This window comes from Microbacterium resistens (assembly GCF_021172025.1).
In the GTDB taxonomy this organism is placed as follows: Bacteria; Actinomycetota; Actinomycetes; order Actinomycetales; family Microbacteriaceae; genus Microbacterium; species Microbacterium resistens.
The window spans coordinates 1,405,987-1,429,370 of record NZ_CP082781.1; the positions used below are offsets into that span (position 1 = coordinate 1,405,987).

The 23,384-nt window shown below is 72.0% G+C and carries 22 protein-coding genes and 1 riboswitch; of the genes, 12 read left to right on the plus strand and 10 right to left on the minus strand.

The window, feature by feature from the left end; translation table 11 throughout:
- Positions 1–105: 105 nt before the first annotated feature.
- The 3 genes from K8F61_RS06875 to K8F61_RS06885 are packed head-to-tail and all read left to right on the plus strand — an operon-like array spanning position 106 to position 1,601.
- Positions 106–567 (plus strand): TlpA family protein disulfide reductase, encoded by a 462-nt coding sequence (locus K8F61_RS06875; protein ID WP_231821139.1) that lies wholly within the window; start codon positions 106–108, stop codon positions 565–567.
- Positions 564–1,130: a DUF4395 domain-containing protein gene (locus tag K8F61_RS06880; RefSeq protein ID WP_231821140.1), complete on the plus strand. Its 567-nt coding sequence runs from the start codon at positions 564–566 to the stop codon at positions 1,128–1,130. The genes K8F61_RS06875 and K8F61_RS06880 overlap by 4 nt, the downstream gene beginning before the upstream one ends.
- Positions 1,131–1,175: 45 nt before the next feature.
- Entirely contained in the window at positions 1,176–1,601 is a 426-nt protein-coding gene (locus K8F61_RS06885; RefSeq protein ID WP_067243596.1) for an OsmC family peroxiredoxin, read from the plus strand.
- Positions 1,602–1,685: 84 nt separating this feature from the next.
- On the opposite strand, the gene K8F61_RS06890 is transcribed toward K8F61_RS06885, so the two are convergent.
- Positions 1,686–2,129: a hypothetical protein gene (locus tag K8F61_RS06890; protein ID WP_067243598.1), complete on the minus strand. Its 444-nt coding sequence runs from the start codon at positions 2,127–2,129 to the stop codon at positions 1,686–1,688.
- Between the two features lie 155 nt (positions 2,130–2,284).
- On the opposite strand from K8F61_RS06890, the gene K8F61_RS06895 reads away from it, so the two are divergent.
- Positions 2,285–3,286 (plus strand): ATP-binding cassette domain-containing protein, encoded by a 1,002-nt coding sequence (locus K8F61_RS06895; protein ID WP_231821141.1) that lies wholly within the window; start codon positions 2,285–2,287, stop codon positions 3,284–3,286.
- Positions 3,283–4,113, plus strand: coding sequence for an ABC transporter permease (locus K8F61_RS06900; protein WP_231821142.1), 831 nt, complete (start codon positions 3,283–3,285; stop codon positions 4,111–4,113). Before K8F61_RS06895 ends, K8F61_RS06900 begins: the two co-directional genes overlap by 4 nt.
- Before the next feature lie 67 nt (positions 4,114–4,180).
- Here K8F61_RS06900 and K8F61_RS06905 read toward each other — a convergent pair whose 3' ends face one another.
- Together K8F61_RS06905 and dapB are read right to left on the minus strand one after the other, a co-directional pair.
- Entirely contained in the window at positions 4,181–7,342 is a 3,162-nt protein-coding gene (locus K8F61_RS06905) for an ATP-binding protein (protein ID WP_231821143.1), read from the minus strand.
- Complete coding sequence (gene dapB / locus K8F61_RS06910) at positions 7,339–8,085, minus strand: 4-hydroxy-tetrahydrodipicolinate reductase (protein WP_231821144.1); 747 nt, start codon at positions 8,083–8,085, stop codon at positions 7,339–7,341. The genes K8F61_RS06905 and dapB overlap by 4 nt, the downstream gene beginning before the upstream one ends.
- A 61-nt stretch (positions 8,086–8,146) precedes the next feature.
- Here dapB and K8F61_RS06915 point away from each other — a divergent pair, with 61 nt between their 5' ends.
- A complete protein-coding gene (locus K8F61_RS06915) occupies positions 8,147–8,623 on the plus strand; it encodes a GNAT family N-acetyltransferase (protein WP_231821145.1) in 477 nt (158 codons plus the stop codon).
- Positions 8,613–9,254: a class I SAM-dependent DNA methyltransferase gene (locus tag K8F61_RS06920; protein ID WP_231821146.1), complete on the plus strand. Its 642-nt coding sequence runs from the start codon at positions 8,613–8,615 to the stop codon at positions 9,252–9,254. The genes K8F61_RS06915 and K8F61_RS06920 overlap by 11 nt, the downstream gene beginning before the upstream one ends.
- Positions 9,255–9,288: 34 nt before the next feature.
- Here the strand turns inward: K8F61_RS06920 and K8F61_RS06925 are convergent, their stop codons facing one another.
- The 4 genes from K8F61_RS06925 to K8F61_RS06940 form a co-directional block, all read right to left on the minus strand.
- Positions 9,289–9,891, minus strand: coding sequence for a histidine phosphatase family protein (locus K8F61_RS06925; protein ID WP_067243616.1), 603 nt, complete (start codon positions 9,889–9,891; stop codon positions 9,289–9,291).
- A 103-nt stretch (positions 9,892–9,994) separates the two neighbouring features.
- Entirely contained in the window at positions 9,995–11,032 is a 1,038-nt protein-coding gene (locus K8F61_RS06930; RefSeq protein WP_067243656.1) for an aldo/keto reductase, read from the minus strand.
- A 195-nt stretch (positions 11,033–11,227) separates the two neighbouring features.
- Positions 11,228–13,504: a polyribonucleotide nucleotidyltransferase gene (locus tag K8F61_RS06935; RefSeq protein WP_067243618.1), complete on the minus strand. Its 2,277-nt coding sequence runs from the start codon at positions 13,502–13,504 to the stop codon at positions 11,228–11,230.
- Between the two features lie 322 nt (positions 13,505–13,826).
- Positions 13,827–15,761 carry a GDSL-type esterase/lipase family protein gene (locus K8F61_RS06940; protein WP_231821147.1) on the minus strand — a complete coding sequence of 645 codons (1,935 nt, stop codon included), beginning with the start codon at positions 15,759–15,761 and terminating at the stop codon, positions 13,827–13,829.
- A gap of 139 nt (positions 15,762–15,900) precedes the next feature.
- Between K8F61_RS06940 and K8F61_RS06945 the strand changes: the two genes are divergently transcribed.
- From K8F61_RS06945 to K8F61_RS06960, 4 genes are all read left to right on the plus strand, one after another.
- Complete coding sequence (locus K8F61_RS06945; RefSeq protein ID WP_231821148.1) at positions 15,901–16,521, plus strand: DedA family protein; 621 nt, start codon at positions 15,901–15,903, stop codon at positions 16,519–16,521.
- A 10-nt stretch (positions 16,522–16,531) separates the two neighbouring features.
- On the plus strand, positions 16,532–16,708 hold the full coding sequence (locus tag K8F61_RS06950; protein WP_169797652.1) for a DUF5302 domain-containing protein: 177 nt from the start codon (positions 16,532–16,534) through the stop codon (positions 16,706–16,708).
- A 116-nt stretch (positions 16,709–16,824) separates the two neighbouring features.
- Positions 16,825–18,075, plus strand: coding sequence for an aggregation-promoting factor C-terminal-like domain-containing protein (locus tag K8F61_RS06955; protein WP_231821149.1), 1,251 nt, complete (start codon positions 16,825–16,827; stop codon positions 18,073–18,075).
- Positions 18,076–18,150: 75 nt separating this feature from the next.
- Positions 18,151–18,296: riboswitch (FMN riboswitch) on the plus strand.
- A gap of 12 nt (positions 18,297–18,308) precedes the next feature.
- Entirely contained in the window at positions 18,309–18,743 is a 435-nt protein-coding gene (locus tag K8F61_RS06960; protein WP_231821150.1) for a 6,7-dimethyl-8-ribityllumazine synthase, read from the plus strand.
- 84 nt (positions 18,744–18,827) lie between these two features.
- Here K8F61_RS06960 and K8F61_RS06965 read toward each other — a convergent pair whose 3' ends face one another.
- Both K8F61_RS06965 and K8F61_RS06970 read right to left on the minus strand, forming a co-directional pair.
- Positions 18,828–19,472: an FMN reductase gene (locus K8F61_RS06965; RefSeq protein ID WP_067249732.1), complete on the minus strand. Its 645-nt coding sequence runs from the start codon at positions 19,470–19,472 to the stop codon at positions 18,828–18,830.
- 1 nt (position 19,473) lies between these two features.
- Complete coding sequence (locus K8F61_RS06970) at positions 19,474–20,688, minus strand: LLM class flavin-dependent oxidoreductase (protein WP_231821520.1); 1,215 nt, start codon at positions 20,686–20,688, stop codon at positions 19,474–19,476.
- A gap of 174 nt (positions 20,689–20,862) precedes the next feature.
- Here K8F61_RS06970 and K8F61_RS06975 point away from each other — a divergent pair, with 174 nt between their 5' ends.
- Positions 20,863–22,068, plus strand: a complete 1,206-nt coding sequence (locus K8F61_RS06975; protein WP_231821151.1) for an acyltransferase family protein — start codon at positions 20,863–20,865, stop codon at positions 22,066–22,068.
- Here the strand turns inward: K8F61_RS06975 and efeB are convergent.
- Positions 22,065–23,360 (minus strand): iron uptake transporter deferrochelatase/peroxidase subunit, encoded by a 1,296-nt coding sequence (gene efeB, locus K8F61_RS06980; RefSeq protein ID WP_418888087.1) that lies wholly within the window; start codon positions 23,358–23,360, stop codon positions 22,065–22,067. The two genes, K8F61_RS06975 and efeB, sit on opposite strands and share 4 nt — an antisense overlap.
- Between the last annotated feature and the right edge of the window lie 24 nt (positions 23,361–23,384).

Genomic DNA, 23,384 nt, shown 5'->3' on the forward strand with positions numbered 1-23,384 from the left:
CCGGACCGCGGCGGGGCCCGTGACGCCCGCTCCGGATCCGTCCGTGCGCGGGTCATCCGGCGTCACATCCGGTCCCGGTCGGCCACACCGGCGTACCCTCGACGCATGTCCCTCCCGCTCGTCCTCGTCGTCATCGCGGCCCTGCTCGCGGTGACGGTGGCGATCGGTCTGCTCGCACGACGCCGCGACGGACGCCGCAGAGACGTCCGCGGGGATCGTCGCGCCACGGACGCCGCGGAGCTCGGCCCCGGCGGACTCGGCGACCGGGCGACGCTGGTCCAGTTCAGCACCGAGCTCTGCGCGCGGTGCCCGCAGGCGCGCCGCGTGCTCGACGGTGTGGCCGCGCAGCGGGAGGGCGTCGTGCGCACCGAGGTCGACCTGACCCACCGCGCGGATCTCGCCTCCCGTCACGGCATCCTGTCGACTCCGACGACGTTCCTGCTCGACCCGGACGGCACGGTGCGCTCCCGCTTCCACGGCGTCCCCCGCCCCGCCGAGGTCCTCGCCGCCATCGACGAGCTGACGCCGGCCCCCGCGCCGACGGCGAAGGAAAGGAGGGCGGCATGACCGTCCCCGACGGCATCGACCCCCGCGGACCGCGCTTCGCCGCCGCGATCACCTCCGCGCTGCTGCTCGTCGCGACCGCGCTGGCCTTGGCCGACGCGTCAACGCCCGCCGAAGCGTCGTTCGGGTGGTTCGCCTACCAGCCCCTCGCCGATGCGACCTTCGTCCCGACGGTTCCGTGGACGGACCGCGCGACCGAGCCCGGCTTCCTCCTCGCGCTCGTCGTGGCGCTCCTGTTCGCCTGGAGCCTGATCTCGCCCCGCACGCAGCCGTGGGCACTGCTGTTCCGCGCCGCCGTCCGTCCGCGGCTGTCTCCCCCGGCCGACCTCGAGGATCCTCGCCCGCCGCGGTTCGCCCAGGGGGTGGGGCTCGTCGTCGTGGCCGTCGGTCTGGCGCTGCACCTGCTCGGGGTTCCGTGGGCGCTACCCGTCGCGACCGCCGCGGCCTTCGTCGCCGCGTTCCTCAACGCCGTCTTCGGGCTCTGCCTCGGCTGTCAGCTGTACCTGCTCCTGCAGCGCGCAGGGGTCCTGGGGCGCCGCGCCGGAGGTTCCTCGGCCGCTGCCTGATCGCTAGGCTGACAGCACATCTGTCCCCGAACCGGAGGAACCGTCATGCCTGTCACGAGCGAAGCCGCAGCCACCTGGACCGGAAGCCTCACGGAGGGGTCGGGCACCGTCTCGTTCTCCTCGTCCCACCTCGGCACCTTCCCCCTCGACTGGAAGGCCCGCTCCGAGGGCTCGGAGACCACCACGACCCCCGAGGAGCTGATCGCCGCAGCCCACTCGTCCTGCTTCAGCATGGCCCTCTCGCACGCGCTGGCCGGCAACGGCACGCCTCCGGAGCGCGTGGACACGACCGCGTCGGTCACCTTCAAGCCGGGCACCGGCATCACGGGCAGCCACCTCAACGTCAACGCCTCCGTCCCGGGGCTGGACGCCGAGACGTTCCAGCGCCTCGCCGAGGAGGCCAAGGCCGGCTGCCCGGTGTCCCAGGCACTGTCCGGCATCGAGATCACCCTCGAGGCCACCCTCGCCTGACCTCCCTCATCGAGTGGTCAGTTTCTGTGGGTTCGCGCGTCGCCGACCCACAGAAACTGACCACTCGATGCGAGGGGAACACGATCAGCGGGCGGAGCGCTCCATCCGGATCGCGGCGCGCACGCTCGCACGGGCCGCCTTGCGGTCGCCCGCCAGATCCTGCACGATGCCGAGACGCAACCGCGCTCGCCAGTCCTGCGGCGCCGCGGACGCCTCGCTCTCGTACCGCTGCACGAGCCCCGAGGCCTCCGCCTTCACGACCCGTCCGCTGGGCAGCATGTGCACGTCGTCGTCCGGGAGCGTCCCCTCGGCACGCAGCGTACGGGTGAGCCGGTCGGCGGAGAACCCGAACTGGAGCTCGCGCACCAGCGCCCACAGCCCGATCAGCGGCAGCACGACGAGAGCCACGCCCATGAGGACCCCCACCGGCTGCCCCGACACGAAGAGCGCGATCGCCCGCTGCCCGACCAGCACGATGTAGAGCAGGAGGCAGGCGGCCATCAGGGCCACCCCGATGCGGGAGCTCATCCCTCGATTCTAGGCGGGATGCCGCACGTCAGCCGCCGTGGCGACGGAGACCACCGACACCGCTCCAGCGGGCAGGGGATCCCCATCCGTCACCCGGACAGCGGCAGACAGCGAAGCGACAGCGCGGCGACAGGGGCGTCGCGCACGCTCGAGGCATGACGAACTCTCCTACCGACTGGGCCGTGGAGGCCGACGGGCTCGTGAAGGTGTTCGGCGACAACCGGGCGGTCGACGGCGTCGACCTGCGCGTGCGCACCGGCACCGTGTACGGCGTCCTGGGTCCCAACGGCGCCGGCAAGACCACCACCATCAACATGCTGGCGACGCTGCTGCGCCCCGACGGCGGCCGTGGCCGGATCTTCGGCCACGACGTCGTCAGGGAGGCCCACGTCGTGCGCCAGCTGATCGGCGTGACCGGCCAGTTCGCCTCCGTCGACGAGGCGCTGTCGGCCAGCGAGAACCTGATGATCTTCTCGCGCCTGCTGGGCCTCAGCCGCGCACAAGCGCGGGCGAAGTCTGCGGATCTGCTCGAGCGGTTCGGGCTGGCGGAGGCCGCCCGGCGTCCGCTGAAGGCGTTCTCCGGCGGGATGCGGCGGCGGCTCGACCTGGCGGCGTCCCTCATCGCCCAGCCGCCGCTCATCTTCCTCGACGAGCCGACGACCGGGCTCGACCCGCGCACGCGGGGCCAGATGTGGGACACCATCCGGGAGCTGGTTCGTACCGGATCGACCGTCGTCCTGACGACCCAGTATCTGGACGAGGCGGATCAGCTCGCCGACCGGATCGCCGTCATCGACCACGGGCGCGTGGTGGCCGAGGGCACCGCGGACGATCTCAAGGCCTCCGTCGGGACCTCCTCCCTGCATCTGCGGGTCCAGGAGGCGTCCGACATCCACGACGCGCTGAGCGTGATGGAGAGGGTGCTCGGCGCCCGCGCCTCCCTCAGCCCAGAGGCGACCCGGATCACGGCGCCCATGACCGACCCCGATCGACTGGCGGACCTCCTGATCACGCTGCGCGAGGCCGGGATCGGCCTGGCGGAGATGAGCGTGCAGAAGCCGACGCTCGACGAGGTCTTCCTCACCATCACCGGCCGCCCCGCGGCCGACGACACCGACGCGGCAGCCGCCGCGGACAAGGAGCAGGTGCACGCATGAACGCTCTCGCCCCCGTCGCCGAACGCATCGTCCCCGCGAGCGACCGGCGCCTGAAGAACCACGCCGGTCTCGGCCTGACCCTCCGCAACACCGTCACGATGGCGGGGCGCGGCCTGGTGAAGATCCGGAGGACTCCCGAGCAGCTGTTCGACGTCACCCTGCAGCCGATCCTCTTCACCCTGATGTTCACGTACATCTTCGGCGGAGCGATCTCCGGAGACGTCGCCTCCTACCTGCCGGTCATCATCCCCGGCATCCTCGTCCAGACCGTCATCACGACCTCGGTCGTGACGGGCACCCAGCTGCGCGAGGACATGGACAAGGGAGTGTTCGCCCGATTCCGCTCCCTTCCGATCGCGCGCATCGCTCCCCTCTCCGGGGCGCTCCTCGCGGACACCGTCCGCTATGGCATCGCGACCGTGCTCACGTTCACGATGGGCTATCTGATGGGCTTCCGTCCCGAGGGCGGGATCGGCGCGGTCATCGTCGCCGGCCTGCTCGTCGTGGTCTGCTCCTGGGCGGTGAGCTGGATCTTCGCCTTCTTCGGAGTGATCGCCCGGACGGCGTCGAGCGTTCAGGGGATCTCGATGATCATCCTGTTCCCGCTGACGTTCCTCTCGAACGCGTTCGTCCCGGTCGACACGATGCCGACGTGGCTGCAGTGGTTCGTGAACGTCAACCCCGTGTCCCACCTCGTCACGGCGGTCCGCGACCTGGTGAACGCGAGCACGTTCGGCGTGGACGCGTGGATCTCGCTCCTCGGCGCCGCCGTCATCGTCGCGGTCTTCGCGCCGCTCACGGTCCGCGCGTACATGCGGCGCGCCTGAGCACCGCCGTCGTGGGGCCGCGTCGCGAGAGCGGGCGTCCCCACGGCCGCCGCCCACCCTGGCCGTGTCACCCGCCGAGCACGGAGACCGCGCGCGGAACGAGGTCGGCGAGCGGGACGCCGGCGATCGCGTCCTGCGCCCGTGCGACCGCATCGGCCCCCACGATGCGCTCCGCGCGCTCCCGGTGACGACGGATCCGCAGGCTGGGCAGGTCCTGGCGCGCGCCGAGCCTCTCGGCCAGCACCAGGGCCTCCACCGCCCTGGCACTGCGTCCGGGCTGCGTCAAGGCCCAGGAGGACCAGCCCAACAGGACCGTTCCGAGCACCGGCCTGTCCGTGGCCTGAGGACGCAGGCGGTAGCCGGCGACGGCCCGGCCTCGCAGGCGTCGCACCCACTTCTCGATCTCCTCGGCGCCGAGATCCAGCCCCTCCGCGGCCGCGGACACGTATCCGGCGACGGCCATGAGGAACCACGGCGACCGGCGCTGCTGCGGAGAGCGGAACATCCGCATGGCGCGGTCGAGGGCCTCCCGTGCATCGTCCATCCTGCCGGACAGCCGGTACACCTCTCCGAGGCCGTACCACCCCACCGCGGAGATCTCCAGGGCGTCGGCGGTCAGCTCTCCTCCGCGCACGAGGGAGGCGAACACCTCCTCCGCCTCCTCCAGCCGGTCCAGGGCGAGCAGGACGCCGCCGCGGACCCACTCCGCCTGCCGCAGCGGCTCCTCGGCGTCGTACTGGCCGTAGCGGTGGTGCGCCCGCTGGAGCCAGACGATCGCCTCGGCGGGCCGGGCGCTCTGGCTGGCGAGCTGCGCGGCTGAGTCGGCCGCCATCGCCGCTCCCCACGGCTCGTCCAGGGATTCGGCGAGCGCCCACGCGCGTTCCGCGGCGGCGAGCGCCTGGCGCGTCTCACCGAGGTTCTCGGCGAAGTGCGACAGGAGGAGCTCTCCGGCCAGTCGGGCACGGGGATCCGTCACCGTCGCGACACGGCGAAGGACGTCATAGGTGTCCGCCTCCCGCGTCGCGGCCGTCACCGTCGCGCACAGCGCACCCCACACCGGGCTCAGCCGCTCCCCCTCGGTCCTCGCAAGCCCGCGCAGACTCACGATTCCGCGGAGGCCGCGGGGATCGTCGCCGATGAGGCATCCCAGGGTCGCGAGGAGGGTGGCGATCGCCCGTTCGTCCACGGAGACGTCCGCCGACACGCTTCGCGCCGCCGTCAGCATCGGGGCGCCCATCGCCGCGATCTCCGCGTACGAGCCCCGCATGAACCAGGACTGTCCGACGACAGCGTAGATCCGCACGGCTTCGGCATGGCGTCCCTCCGCGAGAAGACCCCGCAGCACGTGCACGAGATTGTCGTGCTCGGCGCCGATCTCCCGCTGCGCCTCGGGGCGCAGACCGCCGGGGAACCGGAGCGCGGGCGGCCCGTGATCGGCGATGAGGGCGAGAGCCCATGCGGTGACCGCCTCCTCCGCCGCGGCCACGGCGCCCGAGCCCGCCTCGGCGAGGCGGACAAGGCCGAACTCGCGAACGGTCTCCAGCATGCGGAACCGCATCCCGGTCCGGTGCTCGCTCGCGACGAGGAGCGACTGCTCCACCAGCCGGTCGAGCAGCTCCGCCGGGTCCTCGACGCCCAGCAGGGCGGAGGCGGCGACGCTGGAGAAGCCGCCGGGGAGCACGGACAACGCGGTGAGCGCCGTGCGCGCCCCGTCGTCCAGGAGGTCCCAGCTCCACGAGATCACGGCCTCGAGGGTGCGATGGCGCTCCGGGGCGGACCGGTCCCCCTTGGTGAGCAGCGCGAAGCGGTTCTGCAGGCGCGCCTCGATCTGCTCGGCGGTCATCGTCCGCACGCGCGCGGCAGCGAGCTCGATCGCCAGGGGCAGGCCGTCCAGATGAGCGCACAATCGGGTCACGGTGGCCAACGACAGCTCGGCCCCCGGCCGGACGGCCCGCGCACGTTCGAGGAAGAGTCGGACGGCCGGCGAGTCGACGGACTCGGCGATCGCCAACGGGGCGAGGGGCAGGACCTGCTCGGCCGCGATCATCACCGGCGCCCTGCTGGTGGCGAGGATCCGCAGCGAGGGCACGGTGGCGAGCAGGTCGCTGCACCATGCGGCGACGCCGCCGATCACCTGCTCGCAGTTGTCCAGCACGAGAAGCGCCTCGCGATCGGCGAGGGCCGCGACCATGCGGGCACGCAGATCCGGACGCGCGCGGGGATCGGAGAGGCGTCCGCCCGGCGCGGTCTCGCTGATGCCCAGGGCGGCGGCGACGGCGGGGCCGACATCCGCGTCGGTGCGGACACCGGCGAGCGGGACGACGACCACCATCGACGCATCGCTCCGCGCGGCGACGGCCTGCGCGAGACGGGTCTTGCCCAGCCCGCCCGGGCCGAGCACGGTCACGAGGCGGGCACGCCGGAGCATCTCCTCGGCTTCTCGCACGGCCTCGTCCCGGCCGATCAAGGCGTTCGGCTCGGCGTCGACGCCGATGCGCACGGAGGCCGCGCGCTCCTTCGGCGCGCCGCGCAGCAGCCGGGCGTTCAGCTCGACGAATCCGTCGCCGGGCGAGCTGCCCAGCTCGTCTCGGAGCCGCCGGACGTATGCGGCGAACACCGCGAGGGCATCCGCGGTGCGCCCTGCCGCATCCAACGCCTCGACGAGGGCGATGTGGAGCGGTTCGTCGCGGGGGCTTCCCACCGCGAGCGCCTCCAGGACCGCGACCGCCTCGGCGGGGCGGCCGGCCCCGCGCAGGGCCTCGGCGCGCGCACGGCGGATCCGATCGCGGAGACCGGCCGCATCCCTGACAAGCGCTTCCGCTGCGGGCACATCGGGCAGATCGGCCGCGGGCTCTCCGCGCCACAGCGCGTCGGCCTCGTCGAGGATGTCGAGGATCCGTCCGTGATCGTGCTCCATCGCCTCGGCCGCCTCGAGCAGTTCCCGGGCACGGTCGAGATCGGTGGCGGCGACGCGTGCGTACCCGCCGGGAACGCTCGCGACGATGTCCGCGCCGCCGTGCGCACGCAACCGGGAGACGAGGGTCTGCAGCGCCGCTCGCGGGTTCTGCGGAGGGCGGTCTCCCCACACATCGTCCGCGAGAGAGGCCAGGGACCGTGACTCTCCCACGCGAGACAGTGCCAGCGTCGCGACGAGCGTCCTCATCGCGGCGCCGCCCACGTCGCGCCCCGCGATCCGGATGGGCCCGAGGACCGCGATCCGGTCGGTCATGCGCTCGGGACGATCCCCAGGTCGATGATGCGCTCGAGCCCCACGATCACGCCGCGCGCGTCCCGCGCGTACGGGAGGGCGAGCCGGATCCCCGGCGCGTACGCCTCCGCGGAGTCGACCGTGTCATGCCGGATGGTGAGCGATTCGCCGGGGCCGGAGAGGATGACCTGCTGCTCGGCCACCACGCCGGGACGCCGCAGGGAGTGGATCGGCACCCCGGCGACCTGCTGCCCGCGGGCACGCTGGTCCACGTGCGGCGCGTCGACGGGACCCTGCCCGGCCCGGGCCTCGGCGATGAGCTCCGCGGTGCGGACGGCGGTGCCGCTCGGGGAGTCGATCTTCGTGTGGCGGTGGGCCTCGATGATCTCCGCCGACCCGAAGAAGGGTGCGGCGATCGCGGCGAGCGCCGAGCCCAGGACCGAGCCCACCGAGAAGTTCGGGATGAACACCGCGCCGGTGCCCGCGGCCTCGACCAGCGGGCGGACCAGCGCGATGCGCTCCTGCGACCAGCCGGAGGTTCCGACGAGCACGTTGACCCCCCGCTCCACGGCGGCACGGACGACATCCACGCTCACCGCCGGAGTGGAGGCGTCGACGACGAGATCCGCCCCGTCGAGCTCGCCGAGATCGCTGCGCGAGGTCAGGACGGCGTGCACGTCGAAGCCGTCCTGCTCGTCGATCACCGAGCGGATGATCGCCCCGAGCTTGCCGGTCCCGCCCACCAGGGCCACGCGCGTGGTCATGTCTCGATTCTATTCAGCGCGGCACGCCGGAGGCCCCCGCCGCGCGGCGTACCGTCGAGGCATGCTCGTGTTCCGTCCTGCTTCCCCCGAGGATCCCGACGCCCAGGAGATCCTGTCCGCGTACTTCGCGATGCGCGCCGCGGAGTTCCCCGGCGGCACGTACTCCCCCGTCGCGCCCTCGCCGTCCGCCTTCACCGAGCCCGTCGGGGTGCTGCTGCTCGCGGAGCACGACGGCGGCGTAGTCGGCTGCGGCGGCATCCGCCTGCTGGAGCACCTGGAAGGACGCGTCTACGAGGTCAAGCACGTGTTCCTTCGTCCGGAGACCCGCGGCCGCGGATGGGGAAGGCACCTGCTCGAGGAGCTGGAACGGCGGGCGCGCGCATGGGAAGCGACCGCGCTGGTTCTCGACACGCACCACACGCTCGCCTCGGCAGGCCACCTCTATCTGCGCACCGGCTTCGTCGAGATCCCGGCGTACAACGACAATCCGAACGCGACGCGGTGGTATCGCAAGGACCTGGTCGGCGATGAGCACTGATCGACACGCGGCCACGCGCGCCTTCTATGACACGGTGGCCGAGGAGTACGCGTCGCTCCTGCCCGACCTCCGATACGAGCGCCCGCTGGAGCAGGCGATGCTCACGGAGTTCGTCGATGCGCTGCCCGACGACGACGCCCCGGTGCTCGATGCCGGGTGCGGCACCGGGCGGATGCTCACGCACCTCTCGGCGCAGGGGGTCACTCCTCTGCGCGGCCTCGACCTCTCCCCCGAGATGGTCGCCCACGCCCGCGCCTCGCACCCCGACCTCCCCGTGGAGGTGGCGGACCTCGCCGCCCTTCCCCTCGACCCGCAGACGGCTCGTGGCGTGCTCTGCTGGTACGCGATCATCCACAGCACCCGCGACGAGGTCGGGGCGATCCTGGACGAGTTCGGCCGGGTGCTCCGGCCTGGTGGCGCGCTGCTCCTCGGATTCCAGGCGGGTGCCGGCGAGCGGGTCGTCGACGGACGCGCCTACGGTCATCCCCTCACGCTGCACGGCGTACTGCACGAGCCGACGGAGATCGCACGCATGCTCGCGCAGCGGGGCTTCACGGTGATCGTCACCGCCCACCGCGCCGCACACGGCGAAGAACGCCACGCCCAGGGGTTCGTCCTGGCCCGGCGCTGAGCACGGTCGCCCCCGGCGACCGACGCCGTCCGGCTCAGACCGGAAGCGGATCGGGCATTCCGGTGCGCAGTTCGAACGGCAGGTGGCTGAGGTCGTTGTGGGCGACCAGGCTCCACGGTCGCCCCTGCTTCTGCGAGATGACCGTGAGGCCGCAGTGCGCCTGGTTCAGCGTCATCCAGCGCCACTCCGGGGCTTCGAGCACCTCGCGGACGAGCCAGGAGATGACGAAGTTGTGGGTGATGAGGACCTCGTGGACGTCTCCCTGCTTGCGCACGAGGAACTCGCTCACCGCGTCGCCCATCTGCGCGCGCCCGGCTTCGATCTCCGCCTCCGTGACCGATCCGAAGAAGGGCTCGAACGCGGCCGGGGTGTCCTCGGTCATCCCCGTGGGCACGCAGTCGAAGAGCAGCGCGGACGGCTGCGCGGTCACGGCGGGGAGGCGCTCGGCGATCGCGCGCGCGGTCTCGGCCGCCCGCAGCAGCGGCGAATGCCAGACCGCGTCCAGCGGAAGCCCCGAGAGCCGGTCTGCGATCAGCTCGGCCTGCCTCCGCCCGCGGGGCGAAAGGGGTCCGTCGTCGACGCCGTGCTCGGCGTCCTGATGTTCACCGTGTCTGACCAGGTAGATGTAATGCGTCACAACCGCTCGCTTCGTCGCCGACGGTTCTGTCGGAGCCCTTCCAGCCTACGTCACCCGGCCTCGGCGGCTCCGGAGGGTTTCGGGATGAGACGCTCTTCCGCCCTCAGCTGGCGGCGCGCGCCAGCTCCGCCAGCTGGGCACGGCTCAGGGCCACGCCCACGCCCTGCACGATCTCGTCGACGTGCTGGATCGAGAAGGCGTTGACGATCGGCGCCACGACGGTCCGCTGGGCCAGCAGCCACGCGATCGACACCGCGGCGACGGGCACCTGCAGTTCCTCTGCCGTGAGATCCAGGGCGCGCAGCACCTTGATTCCCCGGCGGTTGATGTTGCTGCGCAGTTGCATGCCACGCACCCCATGGCGCGCGTCCGCCTTCGACCGGTGCCGCCCGGACAGGAACCCGTGCTCCAGGGCATGCGACGGGGTGACGGCGAGGCCCTGTGCGCCGGCGACCAGCCGGAGGTCGCCTTCGAAGACGGTTCGTCGCAGCATGTTGTACGGCTCGTCGATCGCCTCGATACGCGGATAGCCCGCGGACGAGAGGATCCGCGCCTCGACGAGTCTCTCTGCGGAGAATCCGAACGCGCCCAGCGTGCCGACCTTGCCCGCGTCGACGAGCCATTCCGCCGTCGCGAGGGTGTCCTCCAGCGGGCTGCCGTCGTCCTGGCTCGCGTCGAGGTACAGCACGTCGATGCGCTCGACGCCGAGCCGCGTCAGTGATGCCTCGACGGCGCGCACGAGGTTGACCGAGCCCAGACCGGGGTTGTCCGGATGCGCCCCGACGCGCACGGCGAGGACCGTCCGGTCCCGGCGCCCCCGCGTGCGCAGCCAGCGTCCGATGATGTGCTCGCTGCGCCCCGCGGCGAAGCTGTCCGCCGTGTGCACCGCGTTGCCGCCGATCTCGGCGTACCGATCCAGGATGGCCTCGCTGCTCGCGGTGTCGGTGTTCCACCCGAACTCCGCTCCGCCCAGCATGAGCGGGAAGACCTGCAGTCCGCCTTCCCCCAGCGGAACGCGCACGGCCTCGCCGATCCCGGGGCCGATCACGGGGATCGGCGCCGACGGGTGGACCATCGCTGCGCTCTCCTCCGCGGCCGGGCGCTCGGTGGCGCTGCCGGTGCCGACACTGAAGAGACGCATGCGTTCACCCCCGAATGCGCTGCTGCGTTCGTCGCGCACCCCCCGGTGCGCACTTCCGAGCGTAGGGGAGGCATCGGACACTCCCGTTCATTGCGGCCAACGGCAGGCGAACTTCCCATAACGTTTCGGTCACAACAACGACGAAAGGCCCGTGTTGTCCCCCGTTCGGGGGACAACACGGGCCTTTCCGACGACTCAGTCCTCGGACGGCGCCTCCGCGGCGGCCTCACCCTCGGCGGGGGCGTCGTCGAGCACCGGCTCGAGCGACAGCTTTCCGCGGTCGTCGATCTTCGTGATGCGCACGAGGATCTTCTGACCGACGCCCAGCACGTCCTCGACGTTCTCGACGCGCTTGCCGCCGGCGAGCTTGCGCACCTCGGTGACGTGCAGCAGGCCGTCCTTGCCGGGCAGCAGCGAGATGAAGGCGCCGAAGGTGGCGATCTTCACGACGGTCCCGAGGAACTGCTCGCCGACCTCCGGGTTGGTGGGGTTGGCGATCGCGTTCACCTGGGCACGGGCCGCCTCGGCCGAGGGGCCGTCGGTCGCGCCGATGTAGACGGTGCCGTCCTCCTCGATGGAGATCTGCGCGCCGGTCTCGTCCTGGATCGCGTTGATCGTCTTGCCCTTCGGGCCGATCAGCTCGCCGATCTTGTCGACCGGGATCTGCACGCTGATCACGCGCGGCGCCGTCGGCGCCATCTCGTCGGGAGCGTCGATCGCGGCGTTCAGCACGCCGAGGATCGTGAGGCGCGCCTCCTTGGCCTGCGTCAGCGCGCCGGCGAGCACCTCCGAGGGGATGCCGTCGAGCTTCGTGTCGAGCTGGATCGCCGTGACGAACTCGCTCGTGCCCGCGACCTTGAAGTCCATGTCGCCCAGGGCGTCCTCGGCACCGAGGATGTCGGTGAGGGCCGCGTAGCGGGTCTCCCCGTCGACCTCGTCGGAGACCAGGCCCATCGCGATGCCGGCGACCGGCGCGCGCAGCGGCACACCCGCGTTCAGCAGCGACAGGGTGGACGCGCAGACCGAGCCCATCGAGGTCGACCCGTTCGACCCCAGCGCCTCGGAGACCTGGCGGATGGCGTACGGGAACTCCTCGCGGCTGGGCAGCACCGGCACGAGGGCGCGCTCGGCGAGGAAGCCGTGCCCGATCTCGCGACGCTTCGGCGACCCGACGCGGCCGGTCTCACCGGTCGAGTAGGGCGGGAAGTTGTAGTGGTGCATGTACCGCTTGCTCGTCGTGGGCGAGAGCGAGTCGATCTGCTGCTCCATCTTGAGCATGTTCAGCGTGGTGACGCCCAGGATCTGGGTCTCGCCGCGCTGGAAGATCGCGGATCCGTGCACGCGAGGGATCACCTGCACCTCGGCGTCGAGCGGACGGATGTCCGCCAGGCCGCGGCCGTCGATGCGGACGCCCTCGGTGAGGATGCGCCCCCGGACGATCTTCTTGGTGACGGACTTGTACGCCGCCGAGAACTCGCCCAGCGCGGACTCGGGGAGATCCCCGGCCTCGACAGCGGCGGTCAGCTCGCCCTTGACGCGGTCCTTGATCGCGTCGTCGGCATTCTGGCGCTCCTGCTTGTCGGCGATCTGGTAGACGTCGTTCAGCTCGGCGAGGGCACGCTCGGACACGAAGTCGTAGGTCGCCTGCTCGTACGGAAGGAAGACCGGGTAGACGCCCGGCTCCTTCGAGGCCGTCTCGGCGAGCTTCGCCTGCGCCTCGACGAGCTGCATGAGGAACGGCTTGGCCGCCTCGAGACCCTCGGCGACGACGGACTCGCTGGGCTTGGTCGCGCCGCCCTTGATGAGGTTCCAGCTGCCCTCGGTCGCCTCGGCCTCGACCATCATGATCGCGACGTCCTTCGAGCCGTCGGCCTTGGTCACGACGCGGCCGGCGACGACGAGGTCGAACACGGCCTCCTCGAGCTGCGCGGCGGTCGGGAACGCGATCCACTGGTCGGCGGTGTCGCCGTGACCCGGGATGAGCGCCAGGCGCACACCCGCGATCGGACCGGAGAACGGCAGACCGGAGATCTGCGTGGACGCCGAGGCGGCGTTGATCGCGAGCGCGTCGTAGAACTCGCCCGGAGCGATCGAGAGGACGGTGATGACGATCTGGACCTCGTTGCGCAGGCCGTCGACGAACGACGGGCGCAGCGGACGGTCGATCAGGCGGCAGACGAGGATCGCCTCAGTCGAGGGACGGCCCTCGCGACGGAAGAACGAACCGGGGATCTTGCCCGCCGCGTAGGAGCGCTCCTCGACGTCGACGGTGAGCGGGAAGAAGTCGAAGCCCTCACGCGGGTGCTTGCCCGCGCTCGTGGCGGACAGGAGCATCGTCTCCTCGTCCAGATAGGCGGCGACCGCGCCCTGCGCCTGCTGGGCGAGGCGACCCGTCTCGAAACGGATCGTGCGGGTGCCGAAGCGGCCGTTGTCGAGCACGGCCTCCGTGGCGGTGATTTCAGGACCTTCCAAGAGGTCTCTCCTTCTTTGTTTAGACTCGCCCTCCCGTGTGGAGTGCGAGCATCTCGAAGGAGCGGAGACGGGCAGATATGGGCGCACGGGAAGGACCCGCGTCATCCGCCTGCGCTGGCCACCAGTGGAAGGCCACCCGACGGCCACCCGTCGGGGAGTCCACCACAGGGGACCAGCTTCCTGCCGACCCGCTCCGTGAAGGCTCTCTCGTGGCGAGAGAGCCCTGTTCAGTTGTGGATTCCGCAGAGGAATCCTCGTCCAGCCTAGCAGCAGGCCGCTCAGCCCCACAGGCCGCGGGAACGACCCGCCCCGCGGCGTCCCGCTAGACCTCGGCCCCCTCGCGCATCTGCGCGGAGCGCCCGAGCCACACGTAGTCGTCGTGCTTCGCCCGGCGTCCGTCCCCCGCGGCCTTCCCGCGCAGGCGGCGCCACACCCACGGCAGCGCGTGCCTGCGCCACCACTGGCCCCTGGTCAGCCGCTCGTGCGCGTGGAGGACCTCGTCCAGCGCTCCGAGCGCGTCCGCGTGCGGCACACCGAGAGCGTCGCCGACCCGATAGGCGAGGAAGCGGTGCCCCCGCGAGGACAGGTGGACCAGGTCCTCCCCCCAGTTCGCGCGCTCGCCGAGCTGCGGGACGAGATCGGTGTCGATGAGGATCGCCCCGGTGCGCTCTGCGACCCCGGCCAGGGCGTTCGCGAACGCCGCGAAACGACGCGCGTAGATCGCCGACTCCGCGCGTCGTGGAAGGAACGGCGTGACCAGCACCACGTCGGCGCCGTCCGCCCGCAGCTGCGAGACGGCCTCCTCCAGCCGGCGCGCCAGACGCGGGACGTCGACCCGCTGCTTCACGAGGTCGTTGGCGCCGACGAGGATCGACACCAGGTCCGGCTTCAGCGCCCGCGCACGCGGCAGCTGGACGTCGCACACGTCCTCCACCCGCTTGGAGCGGATCGCGAGGTTGGCGTAGTGGAGACCGCCGCGCGCCGCCAGGAGAAGAGCCATGCGGTCCGCCCAGCCTCTCAGGGAGCCGTCCGGGGCGGGATCGCACAGCCCTTCGGTCAGCGAGTCGCCGAGGGCGACGTAGCGCCGCCACCCCGGAGCCGCCGCGACGCGACGCGACGGAAGCTCCGGTCGCCGCTCGCGCGGGGCCCGCGCCGAGGAGTCCGCCGCGCGCAGGACGGCCGCCTCCTCGAAGTGCGCCAGCAGCTCATCGCACACGGCGGTCCACGAGCGCCCTTCGACCGCGGCCCGGCCGGCATCACCGAAGACCCGTCGCCGCCCCGCGTCGGCGACCAGATCCGAGACCCTGCCGCGGAGCTCGTCGAGATCCCCCGGCCGGTAGAGCCAGCCGTCGACGCCGTGTCGCACGAGGTCCCGCGGCCCGCCCCGCCCCGTGGCGACCACCGGCACCCCGCTCGCCTGCGCCTCCTGCAGCGTCTGCCCGAACGTCTCGCTCTCCCCGGGGTGGACGAAGACGTCGAAGGAGGCCATCGTCTCCGCCAGAACCGTGCCCGACAGGTGCCCGAGGAACGCGGCATCAGGGAGCAGCGCCTGCAGCCGCGGCCGGGACGGCCCGTCCCCCACGATCACCAGCCGGACTCCGGGCATCCCCGAGAGCACCCGCAGGTCCTCGACCTGCTTCTCCGGGGCGAGGCGACCGACGTAGCCGACCACGATATCCCCGTGCGCGGCCGGACGCCGTCGGGACGGATGGAAGCGCTCGGCGTCGACGCCCCGCCCCCATCGGCGCACGCGGTCCACGCCCAGCCGCGCGAGCTGATCCGCCGACTCGGACGACGGGGCGAGGGTGAGGGTCGCCCGGCGGTGCAGTCGCGCGATGTGCGCCTCGGCGAGCGCGGTGGTGAGAGCCACCCCGTAGCGCGCCGTGTACGCCGCGACATCGGTCTGGTAGGCGGCGACGGCGGGCACGCCGAGCCGCTCCGCCGCCAGCACGCCCCGCCATCCCAGCGCGAACGGCGACGCGAGGTGGACGACGTCGGGAGCGAACCGCTCCAGCGCGCGGGTCACCCGCAGGGTGGTGGAGGCCCCGACGCGGACGGAGCGATAGCCGGGAAGCGCCATGCTGGGAATCGCCTCGACCGTGGCATGTCCGGACCGTCGCGGCATCTCGCGCGCCGCGGGGGCGATCACGTGGGCCTCGTGGCCCGTGCGCTCCAGATGCCGGAGGATCTGCAGCACGGAACCGGTCACGCCGTTCATATGCGGGAGGAAGGATTCGGTGACGATCGCTACTCTCACGGTCCCAGGATGGCGGGGCGGATGCGCCCCGGACGCGCGAAGCCGGCCGGATCGCCCAGTGTTCACCGGATGCATGCGCGCCGGACACCGGCTATCCGCCCGTTGGTTTCCGTTCACCCGGCGCGACGACAGTGGATCCGTGCTTCCCGAGGGATTGGATGCCGTGCTCACCGGTCCGTGGGGACTGGCGCTCATGGCGCTGCTGGTCGTGGGCGACGCCTTCTTCGTCGTCGTGCCCGGCGAGATCGCGGTGACGGCGCTCGGCGCGCTCGCGGTGTCGCTCGGCTCGCCCGCGCTGTGGGCGGTCGTCCTCTGCGCTGCGGCAGCCGCCGCCGTCGGCGACGTGGCCTGCTATCTCATCGGACGCGGGGTCGGGGTCGAGCGGTGGCGGTGGATGCGCTCGCGCCGGGTCCGGGCGGCACTGGAGTGGGCGCGCGGCCGCCTGGATCGAGGGACCGCCACGGTGCTGTTCACCGCCCGGTTCGTCCCCTTCGCCCGGTTGGCGGTCAACCTCGTCGCCGGCGCGTCCCGGATCCACCCGCCGCGGTACCTGGGACTGGTGGTCCTCGCGGCGACAGGGTGGGCGGCCTACCAGGCGGCGATCGGAGCGGCGATCGCCGCGATCGTCCCGGGCGGGCCGCTGGTGGCGATCGTGGTGTCCGTGGCGCTGGCGGTCGGGATCGGCCTCCTGATCGACGTCGCCGTCACGGGAGCGCGGCGCGCCCGACGGCCCTCCCCTCCGCGGCGGGGCGAACAGTAGGCTGGCGCGCATGAGTACCGAAGACAATGCCGTCCCCTCTGAGGAGATGAAGCGCAAGTTCAAGGAGGCGCTCGAGAAGAAGAACGCGCGGCACCGCAACGGCGAGGCGCACCTCGACGGCGACTCCGCCGTCCACGCGACCGCGGCCCCGCAGATGAAGCGCGAGTTCCGACGCAAGAGCGGCTGAGACACCGTCGGCGAGGAGGGAGGACCGGTCCGTCCGGTCCTCCCTCCTCTCTGTCTCCGGCGGACGGCGAGCGGCCCGGGTGGCGATCCGCGCACGGGAGGATTAGCGTCGAGCGGGTGAGCACTGCACGATCGACCGCCCGCGGGCGTCACGCGCGCGCCGTCGGGGCGCGCCTGGGGAGCGCGCTCGTGCTCGCGGCCGGACTCCTCGTCGCCGCCCCCGTGGCCGGGCACGCCGAGGACTATCCGACGTGGGAGGACGTGCAGAGCGCCCGCGGCGACGAGCAGGCGACCCAGGCGCAGATCACACGGATCGAGACGGCGCTGAGCGCTGCGCAGTCGCAGGCCGCCACTACCTCGCGGACCGCCCTCGACGCGGCCACCGCCGCGAAGACCGCACGCGCCGAGGCCGACGCCGCGGCCCAGCGCGCCGAGTTGCTCGCGGCGCAGAGCGAGGACGCGGCCCGAGCCCTCGACGAGACCCGGAGCGCATCCGGGGCCCTGGCCGCCGGTCGCTATCGCGCCGAGTCCGCCGCGCCGACCGCCGTGCGGCTGTTCACCGCGGCCGATCCCGATGAGCTCCTCACCCGCCTCGGCGTCCTCGACCGTCTCGACGAGACCTGGGCGACGCTCGCCCGTCGCTCGCAGGCCGATGCCGCCCTGGCTTCGACGCTGCGCGATCAGGCGGCCGAGGCCGAGCGCGCCCGCGCCGCTCTCGCCGCCGACGCGGAGAGGGCGGCCCAGAAGGCCGCAGAGGCGGCGGACACCGAGGCCACGACGGTCTCCGGACTCCGGGGACACGTCGACACGCTCTACGCCCAGCTGGCCGCGCTGAAGGACACCACCGCGGAGACGGAGCGACGGTACTGGATCGGCCAGCAGCTCGAGAACGAGCCGCCGGCGGCGCCCCCTGCCGCTCCGGCCCCGGCGCCCGGAGGCGATCCCGCGCCGGCGCCTGCCCCAGCCCCGGCACCCGCCCCGGCACCGGAGCCCGAACCGGCCCCCGCGCCCGACCCGGAGCCCGCGCCCGAACCGGCTCCGGCACCGCCCGAGGTGATCGTCGATCCCCAGGGCGCCCAGGACTACGCGCGCGGAGCCCTCGCCGGATGGGGGTGGGGCGGGGACCAGTTCGAGTGCCTGGTGCTGCTGTGGAACCGCGAGTCCGGCTGGCGCGCCGATGCCATGAACCCGTCCAGCGGCGCCTACGGCATCCCGCAGGCGCTGCCCGGCGAGAAGATGGCGAGCGCGGGCCCGGACTGGCGGACCAACGGGCGCACGCAGGTGGACTGGGGACTCGGCTACATCGCGGACCGCTACGGCTCCCCGTGCGGTGCGTGGCAGCACTCCGAGAACACCGGCTGGTACTGAGTGACACCGGCTGGTGCCGAGCACTGAGCCATGGTGCCGCCGACAGGATCGCACGGTCGCCGGTGGTAGCGTCGTAGCCGTCCTCAGGGCGGGGCGGAAATCCCCACCGGCGGTGTCGCGGCGTTGTCCGCGCGAGCCCGCGAACGGTCCCCATGGCGGGGACCGCCGACCCGGTGCGAACCCGGGGCCGACGGTCACAGTCCGGATGAGAGAGGACGGAAAGAGGTTCCCTCATGTCCAAGATCGCCATCGTCGCCGCGCAGTGGCACGCCGAGATCGTCGACGAGGCCGTGACGGCGTTCATCGCCCGTCTCGGCGAGCTCGGTCTCGACGACGTCGACGTGTTCCGCGTCCCCGGCGCTTTCGAGATCCCCCTGCACGTGACGCGTCTCGCCCGCAGCGGCCGATATGCCGCCGTCGCCACCAGCGCGCTGGTCGTGGACGGCGGGATCTACCGGCACGACTTCGTCGCCGCCACGGTCGTGGACGCGCTCATGCGGGTGCAGCTCGACACGGACGTCCCGGTGTTCTCAGCGGTGCTGACGCCGCACCACTTCCACGGGCACCAGGAGCACAGCGACTACTTCAGCCGGCACTTCGCCGTGAAGGGGCGCGAGCTCGCCGACGCCGTGTCCGGCACGCTCACCAGCCTCGACGCGATCGGCTGATCGGGGTCCGATACCGACGATCGGGGCGCGGGGTGGGGCCGATCAGCCCCACCCCGCGCCCCGAACCACCCGGGTACGCCCCGCTCACTCTCCGGCGAGACCGCCGAGCAAGTGCCCGAAGGACTTCCCCTGGCCGAGGTACGTCGCCGGGTCGAACGGATCCGCACCGCCCGCCGGCTCCCGGCGGGCGATCGCCTCGGCGAGCTCCCGGGCGCCGCGCTCGACCCGCGAGCTCAACGGAGCGACGTCGTCCGCGTTCGCGCCCCAGTCGCTGGAGGCGGCGAACACGCCCGTCGGCACCGGCTCCGCGTGCAGGTAGGTGAACAGCGGACGGATCGCGTAGTCGATCGCGAGCGAGTGCCGGGCGGTGCCGGCGTTGGCCCCGATGAGCACCGGGGTACCGGTGAGCGCATCGGGGTCGAGCACGTCGATGAACGACTTGAACAGCCCCGAGTAGCTCGTCGAGAAGATCGGCGTGACCGCGATCACCGCATCGGCGGAGACGACGGTGTTGATCGCCGTCTCGAGCGCCGGGGGCGCGAAGCCCGTGAGCAGGTTGTTCGTGATGTCGTGGGCGAGGTCGCGCAGCTCGATCACGTCGACCGACACCTCGATGTCACGCTCCGCCAGGGCCTTGGCCGTCTCCGCCGCGAGGCGATCGGCGAGCATCCGGGTCGACGACGGGTTCGACAGCCCCGCCGAGACGACGGCGATACGACGTGCGTCCATGTCAGTTCGCTCCCTTCGTGGCGGCGGCGCCGAACGCCGACCCCGCGGCCGGCGGAACCGCTCCGCCGTCCTGGTACGGCGACCCGGCGGTGAGGTTGTCCCCGCGGTTCGCTCCCGGGCGCGCCTGGCGCGCCGGGCCGTCGCCGTACACGGCCTTCACCCGCGCGGCGTGCGTCGGGGCGTCGGGCACCGTCGCCGGCCGGTTCTGGGCCAGCTCCTTGCGCAGCACCGGGACCACCTCGCCGCCGAGCAGGTCGATCTGCTCCAGGACGATCTTGAGGGGCAGGCCCGCGTGGTCCATCAGGAACAGCTGGCGCTGGTAGTCGCCGAAGTGGTCGCGCATGGCGGCGTAGCGGTCGATCACCTGCTGAGGCGACCCCACGGTGAGCGGGGTCATCTCGGTGAAGTCCTCCATCGACGGTCCGTGTCCGTAGACCGGGGCGTTGTCGAAGTACGGACGGAACTCGTTCACGGCGTCCTGCGAGTTCGGGCGGATGAAGGCCTGCCCGCCGAGTCCGACGATGGCCTGCTCGGCCGTGCCGTGGCCGTAGTGCGCGTACCGCTGGCGGTACAGCTCGATCAGACGCTGGTAGTGCTCCTTCGGCCAGAAGATGTTGTTCGCGAAGAAGCCGTCACCGTAGTAGGCGGCCTGCTCGGCGATCTCCGGCGTGCGGATCGAGCCGTGCCACACGAACGGCGCCACGCCGTCCAGCGGACGCGGGGTGGAGGTGAAGCCCTGCAACGGCGTGCGGAACTTCCCCTCCCAGTCCACGACGTCCTCCCGCCAGAGCTTGTGCAGGAGCGCGTAGTTCTCGATCGCGAGCGGAAGGCCCTGACGGATGTCCTGTCCGAACCACGGGTACACGGGCCCGGTGTTGCCCCGGCCCATCATGAGGTCCATGCGACCGCCCGAGACGTGCTGCAGCATGGCGTAGTCCTCGGCGATCTTCACCGGATCGTTCGTCGTGATCAGGGTCGTCGAGGTGGAGACGATGAGCCGCTCCGTCTGCGCCGCGACCGCCGCAAGGAACGTCGTCGGGCTGGAGGACCAGAACGGCGGGTTGTGATGCTCGCCGATGGCGAAGACGTCCAGCCCCGCCTCCTCCGCGTGCTTGGCGATCGTGAGGGTCGCCTGGATGCGCTCGGCCTCGCTGGGCGTCTTCCCGCTGACCGGGTCCTGGGTGATGTCGCTCACCGACATCAGGCCGAACTGCATGCCGCTGGTGTCGACGGTACCGATCTGCTCGTTCACTGTTCTCTCCGCTCGGGATGCCTCGGCATCCAGTTCTATTCAGATGAATATAACTGGTGAAACGCGGTGGCCCCCTCATTATTCCCGGCGTGCGGACGGCTCTCAGACCCCGTCCCCGACGGCCGCTAGGCTCGTCGGATGCACGGCACAGCGCGGCCGCCGGCCGCACCCCCGGTCCCCCGCGCCGCGGCGGCCTCCCGCCGGGTCCCGTTCTGGGACAACGCGCGCTTCGCCTGCATCGTCCTCGTGGTCCTCGGTCACGCCGTCCAGCGCCTGACGTACGACTCCGACATCGCCCTCGCGCTGTACCTCGCGATCTACGCGTTCCACATGCCGGCCTTCGCCCTCATCTCCGGGTACTTCTCCAAGTCGGGAAGCCCCACGCGCCGTCAGATGGCCCGGGTGATCACGGACATCCTCGTCCCCTACGTCGTGTTCGAACTGCTGTGGTGGCTGACGAAGTGGCTCGTCGAGGGCCGCGCGGACCCGAACCTGACCCAGCCGTCGTGGACGCTGTGGTTCCTGCTCGCCCTCGGGATCTTCCGCCTCGTCCTGCCTTACCTCGCACTGCTGCGCTGGCCCCTGCTGTGGACCGTCGCGATCTCGATCGGCGCCGGCTACGTCCCGAACGTCGACAGCACGTTCTCCCTGTCCCGGACTCTCGGGCTGCTGCCGTTCTTCGCGCTGGGCTGGTGGCTGCGCGAGCACGACGTGGTCCGCCGCCTCCGGATGATCGAGTTCCGTCCGGTCTGGCTGCGCGTCGTCGCGGCCGTCGTGCTCGCCGCTCTGCTGTTCGCGTGCTGGCGGTGGGTGGACGTGTGGCAGGCCATGGATCTGCGGCACTGGCTCTTCTACGAGGACTCCTACGCGGACCTCGGCGGAGAGCAGTGGTGGGCCGGCGGCGTCCGTCTCGTGATCATGGCGCTGGCGCTGGTGGCCAGCGCGGCGTTCTTCGTGCTGATCCCTCGGCGCCAGACCCGGGTCACGCACTTCGGCCAGTACACGATGTACGTCTACCTGCTGCACTCCTTCGTGCTGTACCCGTTCCGCGAGTCCGGGGTGCTGCGCGAGCTGGAGCCGACGTGGATCTGGCTTCCGCTGGTGGTGCTGCTCTCGATCGCCGTCGCCTTCGCCCTCTCGACCGCACCGGTGCGGTCGGTGCTCCGGCCGCTCGTGGAGCCGCGTCCCTCGTGGCTGTTCGCCGACCGCGCCCTCGCCGCCAAGGAGGGGCATCGCAACGACCCGACCGGTTCGCGGCGTTCCGATCCGGAGACCGATAAGAGCGGCCCGAGCGCGTCTCCGCCCGCCGTTCCCGCCCCGCGGCGGAGCGAACCCGCCGACTAGGCGAAGAGGGCCGCGCCGACGAAGGAGCCTTCGTCCGGCCCGGCGGGGATCGCCCAGATGCCGGATCCCACGTGGCGGATGTACTCGTTCAACAGATCCGTGGACAGCCGGCGCTGGAGCGAGACGAACTGCGCGGGCGAGCGCTGATAGGAGAGGAAGAACAGACCGGCGTCGAGTCTGCCCAGCTCGTTGTTCCCGTCGACGTAGTTGTAGCCGCGGCGGAGGATCCGGATGCCGTCGTTGCGCGTCGGGTGGGCGAGGCTCACGTGCGCGTCGGCGTCGATGGCCGCCGTCGCGAACGACGGCGCGGTGAACTCGTCGCCGCCGGACAACGGCGCCCCGCTCCCCTTCTCCCGGCCGATGATCCGGTCCTGCTCGGCCAGGCGGACGCGATCCCACGTCTCGATGAGCATCGCGATCCGGCGGGCGACGAGGTACGACCCTCCGACCATCCACGACGGCTCGTCCTCCCGGCCGACCCAGACGTGGGCCTCGAGCGCCGCTCGGTCGTCCGCGAGGATGTTGGCGGTGCCGTCCTTGAACCCGAAGAGGTTCCGCGGCGTCGCCTGATCGCTGCTCGTGCGGGAGGTCTTCCCGAAGCCGAGCTGGGACCAGCGCAGCCGGGCGCGCCCGAACGCGATGCGGCTGAGATTGCGGATCGCGTGGACGGCCACCTGGGGATCGTCGGCGCAGGCCTGGATGCAGAGGTCGCCGTCGGAACGCGCCGGATCGAGATCGTCGCCGAGGAACGCCGGCAGGCGCTGAAGCTCCGCCGGCCGCCGGTCCGCGATCCCGAACCGGTCGCCCTCCTCGTTCTCGAAGAGCGTCGGACCGAAGCCGATCGTGATCGTGAGGTGCGACGCGGGCAGGCCCTGCGCCTCCCCCGTGTCGTCCGGCGGCGCCTCGGGAGACCCGCCGACCGCCCCGGTCGCGCTCACCTCCAGTCCCTGGGTCATCCGGGATGCCGCATAGCTCCAGTCCTGGAGCAGGGCGATGAGGTCGTCGCGATCGGCCCTCGGCATCATGTCGAAGGACGCGAAGTGCAGGTGGTCCTGGACCGGGGTCGTGATCCCCGCCTGATGGGCGCCGAAGAAGGCATGCGCCTGCGCGGATCCGGATTCCCCGTCCGCCCGGACCGCCCCGATCGCGGCGACCGCTCCCCCGCCGACGGCGAGCCCGGCCACCCCCGAACCGAGGGCGAGGCCCAGCAGCCCCCGCCGGCTCAGGCCGCGCGGCCGCGGCGGGGTCGCGACGTCGGACTCGACCGCGTCGGTCCCGTCCTCCCCGCTCACCGCCCCGGGTTCGTTCCGCGCGGT

Coding starts and splice junctions, on each gene's coding strand:
- K8F61_RS06875 (WP_231821139.1), top strand. CDS start 106: ATGTCCCTCCCGCTCGTCCTCGTCGTCATCGCGGCCCTGCTCGCGGTG.
- K8F61_RS06880 (WP_231821140.1), top strand. CDS start 564: ATGACCGTCCCCGACGGCATCGACCCCCGCGGACCGCGCTTCGCCGCC.
- K8F61_RS06885 (WP_067243596.1), top strand. CDS start 1,176: ATGCCTGTCACGAGCGAAGCCGCAGCCACCTGGACCGGAAGCCTCACG.
- K8F61_RS06890 (WP_067243598.1), bottom strand. CDS start 2,129: ATGAGCTCCCGCATCGGGGTGGCCCTGATGGCCGCCTGCCTCCTGCTC.
- K8F61_RS06895 (WP_231821141.1), top strand. CDS start 2,285: ATGACGAACTCTCCTACCGACTGGGCCGTGGAGGCCGACGGGCTCGTG.
- K8F61_RS06900 (WP_231821142.1), top strand. CDS start 3,283: ATGAACGCTCTCGCCCCCGTCGCCGAACGCATCGTCCCCGCGAGCGAC.
- K8F61_RS06905 (WP_231821143.1), bottom strand. CDS start 7,342: ATGACCGACCGGATCGCGGTCCTCGGGCCCATCCGGATCGCGGGGCGC.
- dapB (WP_231821144.1), bottom strand. CDS start 8,085: ATGACCACGCGCGTGGCCCTGGTGGGCGGGACCGGCAAGCTCGGGGCG.
- K8F61_RS06915 (WP_231821145.1), top strand. CDS start 8,147: ATGCTCGTGTTCCGTCCTGCTTCCCCCGAGGATCCCGACGCCCAGGAG.
- K8F61_RS06920 (WP_231821146.1), top strand. CDS start 8,613: ATGAGCACTGATCGACACGCGGCCACGCGCGCCTTCTATGACACGGTG.
- K8F61_RS06930 (WP_067243656.1), bottom strand. CDS start 11,032: ATGCGTCTCTTCAGTGTCGGCACCGGCAGCGCCACCGAGCGCCCGGCC.
- K8F61_RS06950 (WP_169797652.1), top strand. CDS start 16,532: ATGAGTACCGAAGACAATGCCGTCCCCTCTGAGGAGATGAAGCGCAAG.
- K8F61_RS06960 (WP_231821150.1), top strand. CDS start 18,309: ATGTCCAAGATCGCCATCGTCGCCGCGCAGTGGCACGCCGAGATCGTC.
- K8F61_RS06965 (WP_067249732.1), bottom strand. CDS start 19,472: ATGGACGCACGTCGTATCGCCGTCGTCTCGGCGGGGCTGTCGAACCCG.
- K8F61_RS06970 (WP_231821520.1), bottom strand. CDS start 20,688: ATGCAGTTCGGCCTGATGTCGGTGAGCGACATCACCCAGGACCCGGTC.
- K8F61_RS06975 (WP_231821151.1), top strand. CDS start 20,863: ATGCACGGCACAGCGCGGCCGCCGGCCGCACCCCCGGTCCCCCGCGCC.